The organism is Bradyrhizobium sp., from assembly GCF_049512235.1.
Taxonomy (GTDB): domain Bacteria; phylum Pseudomonadota; class Alphaproteobacteria; order Rhizobiales; family Xanthobacteraceae; genus Bradyrhizobium.
Map to the genome: position 1 here is coordinate 1 of NZ_JBEKXH010000643.1, position 3,233 is coordinate 3,233.

The 3,233-nt window shown below is 65.6% G+C and carries 3 protein-coding genes; 2 read left to right on the forward strand and 1 reads right to left on the reverse strand.

The genetic code is table 11. The annotated features are described in order from the left end of the window. The coding region (dusB, locus tag ABSG20_RS33240) for a tRNA dihydrouridine synthase DusB (protein WP_423868681.1) at nucleotides 1-997 on the reverse strand (997 nt) is incomplete at its 3' end. 284 nt (nucleotides 998-1,281) lie between these two features. Between dusB and ABSG20_RS33245 the strand changes: the two genes are divergently transcribed. Continuing rightward, complete coding sequence (locus ABSG20_RS33245; protein ID WP_423868679.1) at nucleotides 1,282-2,508, forward strand: bifunctional 2-C-methyl-D-erythritol 4-phosphate cytidylyltransferase/2-C-methyl-D-erythritol 2,4-cyclodiphosphate synthase; 1,227 nt, start codon at nucleotides 1,282-1,284, stop codon at nucleotides 2,506-2,508. 1 nt (nucleotide 2,509) lies between these two features. Beyond that, on the forward strand, nucleotides 2,510-3,112 hold the full coding sequence (locus tag ABSG20_RS33250; protein ID WP_423868680.1) for a CinA family protein: 603 nt from the start codon (nucleotides 2,510-2,512) through the stop codon (nucleotides 3,110-3,112). Nucleotides 3,113-3,233: the final 121 nt, after the last annotated feature.

Here is a 3,233-nt window from a genome sequence, read left to right on the forward strand (position 1 = left end):
CAACAGCGCTCCATGCAAAGTCGTCAAACGCATCCTGAAGAGACCGATGCACAGCTTTGGGATCGTCGGATGTTAAAATCCCATCGCGCCAGGTCTTGAGCGTCAGCGCCGGCGCGCGGCTGCAGCGGGCCGCAATCTGAAGCGCCCAGCCCAGATGTTTGCGCGCATGACGAAGGCCGATGCGCAGTCCATAGTGCGCACAGATTTCCTCATAGAGCGTGCGGATATATTTGAGCTGCTCGGCCAGCGAAGGCGCCGACTCGACGACCCCGGTTTCGATGCGCCGTCCGATCTGACCGGGCAACCAGGGCTGGCCCTGGGCACCGCGGCCGATCATGACGCCGTCGGCGCCCGACATTTCGAGCGCTGATATCGCGGTCTCGAACGAGGTGATGTCGCCATTGACGACCAGCGGAATCCCAATCGCATCCCTGACGGCGCGCACCGCGCCCCAATCGGCACCGCCCTTGTAGAACTGGCAGCGGGTGCGGCCATGCACCGAGATCATCTGCACGCCCGCAGCTTCGGCGCGGCGCGCCAGTTCTGCTGCGTTGCGCGAGCGATCGTCCCAACCGAGCCGCATCTTCAGCGTCACCGGCACTTGCACGGCTGATATCGTCGCCTCGATCAGCTTCACGGCGTGGTCGAGATCGCGCATCAACGCCGACCCGGACTGGCCGCCGGTCACGTGGCGCGCCGGACAACCCATGTTGATGTCGATGATGTCGGCGCCGGCGGCTTCGGCAATCCGCGCACCTTCCGCCATCCAGCCGGGCTCGCAACCCGCGAGTTGAACGACGTGCGGACCAATTCCCGTCGCTTCGCATCGCAACCGCGACATGGGTCTGGCATTGACGAGGTCCTCGCTGGCCGTCATCTCGGAGACCACGAGTCCCGCCCCAAGGGCCGCGCTCAAACGCCGAAAGGGCGCATCGGTGACGCCAGACATCGGCGCCAGAAGGGCCCGGTTGGCGACCTCAATATCACCTATTTTCAACGGCTTAGAGCGTGGTGTTGCCGAGCCGGTCACGGGTTTCTCATTTCTGGCAGACGCCTTATCGCGGCTGTCGGGACCCATTTTGAGCACAAATCTTGGGCAGTCAAGCCTCATGCCTACAGTTTAGACAGTTCTTGCGATCTTGCAAGTGCACTGCAACAAAATATGGTTTACCCACAGCAATCGGGAATCACGCTGGTTTCATCGCCACGGCATGATAAGGGCAGTGCATCGGGCCACCCATGCACCCCCATTGCCCCGCAGCACAACATTAACCGAGTCGCATGTCGAAACTTGAGCGGACTGCAGCCATCCTTGTCGCAGCCGGACGCGGGCTCCGCGCCGGCTCGGGAGGACCGAAGCAGTATCGTTCGATCGGCGGCCAGACCGTGATTTACCGGGCCATGGCGCCGTTTTGCCGACATCCCCAGATCTTTGCCGTGCAGCCGGTTTTGCATCCGGACGACAAGGCTGTTTTCGGTGACGCCGTCTGCGCCTTGCGCCACGAGCCTCCAGCCGATGGCGGGGCGACCCGGCAGGCCTCGGTGCATGCCGGACTCGAAGCGCTCGCCGGTCACAAGCCTGATGTGGTTCTCATCCACGACGCGGCGCGGCCCTTCGTATCGGCGGCGCTGATTTCGCGCGCGATCGACGCCGCCAGCCGCACCGGCGCGGCCGTTCCCGCGATTGCCGTTACGGACACGATCAAGCTGATCGATGATGACGGAAATGTCTTGGCCACGCCGGACCGGGCGCGCTTGCGCATCGCGCAAACGCCGCAGGCCTTCCGCTTCGAAGCGATACTCGACGCCCACCGCCGCGCGGCGCGCGAGCGCCGCAGCGATTTCACCGATGACGCGGCGCTCGCCGAATGGGCGGGATTGACGGTAGCGACCTTTGAGGGCGATCCTGCCAACATGAAACTCACGACACCGGAAGATTTCGTTCGCGAAGAGGCCCGCCTCGGCGCCCTGCTCGGCGATGTCAGGACTGGAAGTGGCTACGACGTTCACGCCTTTGGCGACGGCGATCACCTGATGATCTGCGGTGTCCGCGTGCCGCACGCCCGCGGCTTTCTCGCGCATTCCGACGGCGACGTCGGCCTCCATGCGCTGGTCGACGCCATTCTCGGCGCGCTGGCGGACGGCGATATCGGTTCGCATTTTCCGCCCAGCGATCCCAGATGGAAGGGGGCGGCGTCGGATCGCTTCCTGAAATACGCGCTCGAGCGGGTCACCGCGCGCGGCGGCCGCGTCGCTCATCTCGACGTCACCCTGATCTGCGAGCGGCCCAAAATCGGCCCCTTCCGCGATGCCATGCGCGCGCGCATCGCCGAGATCGCCTCGCTCTCGCTGTCGCGGGTGGCCGTCAAAGCGACCACCAGCGAACGGCTGGGCTTTACCGGTCGCGAGGAAGGCATTGCCGCCATGGCCAGCGCCACCATCCGCCTGCCTTGGGACGATAAAGGTTGGGACGACAGGGGTTGCGAAGATAAAGGGCGGAGCGACTGACATGAGCGGCAGCGACGCCCGCGCCCTCTCCCGCTCGCTGCTCGACCTTTGCCGGATGCGCAAGCTCACCATCGCGACCGCGGAATCCTGCACCGGCGGCCTGGTCGCCGGCGCGCTGACCGATATTCCCGGCTCCTCCGACGTCATCGACCGCGGTTTTGTCACCTACTCCAATGAGGCGAAACGCGCGATGCTCGGCGTCAGGGCAACGACACTTGCGACCTTCGGCGCGGTCAGCAAGGAGACCGCGACCGCGATGGCCGTCGGCGCGCTGGAGAAGGCCGGCGTCGATCTCGCCGTTTCCATTACCGGCATTGCCGGACCGGGCGGTGCTGTGCCGGGCAAGCCGGTCGGTCTGGTGCATTTCGCCGTCGCCGCCCGCGATGGCCGAATTCTGCATCGCGAGTGCCGCTTCGGCGCCATCGGCCGCAGCGCGGTGCGCCAGCGCTCGGTGATCGAGGCGCTGCGAATGCTGACGGAACTGGCGCGCGGACCACAGGCGGTCAAGCGGAGCCGCGAAGCCGCGAGCCGGCTGCATCCGCGCGTGGCGCGCTCGCCGCGGCGCAAGGCCGTCAAACGGCGCCGGCTGCCGCCGCGGAGCTAGCCGACCGACTCGTAGGATGGGTAGAGTGACCAGATCGGACGCATGTCCGAATTGGTCACGAAACCCATCGCGGCGGCGGAATTGGTGGGTTTCGCGAAGAGCTCTACCCACCCTACGACAT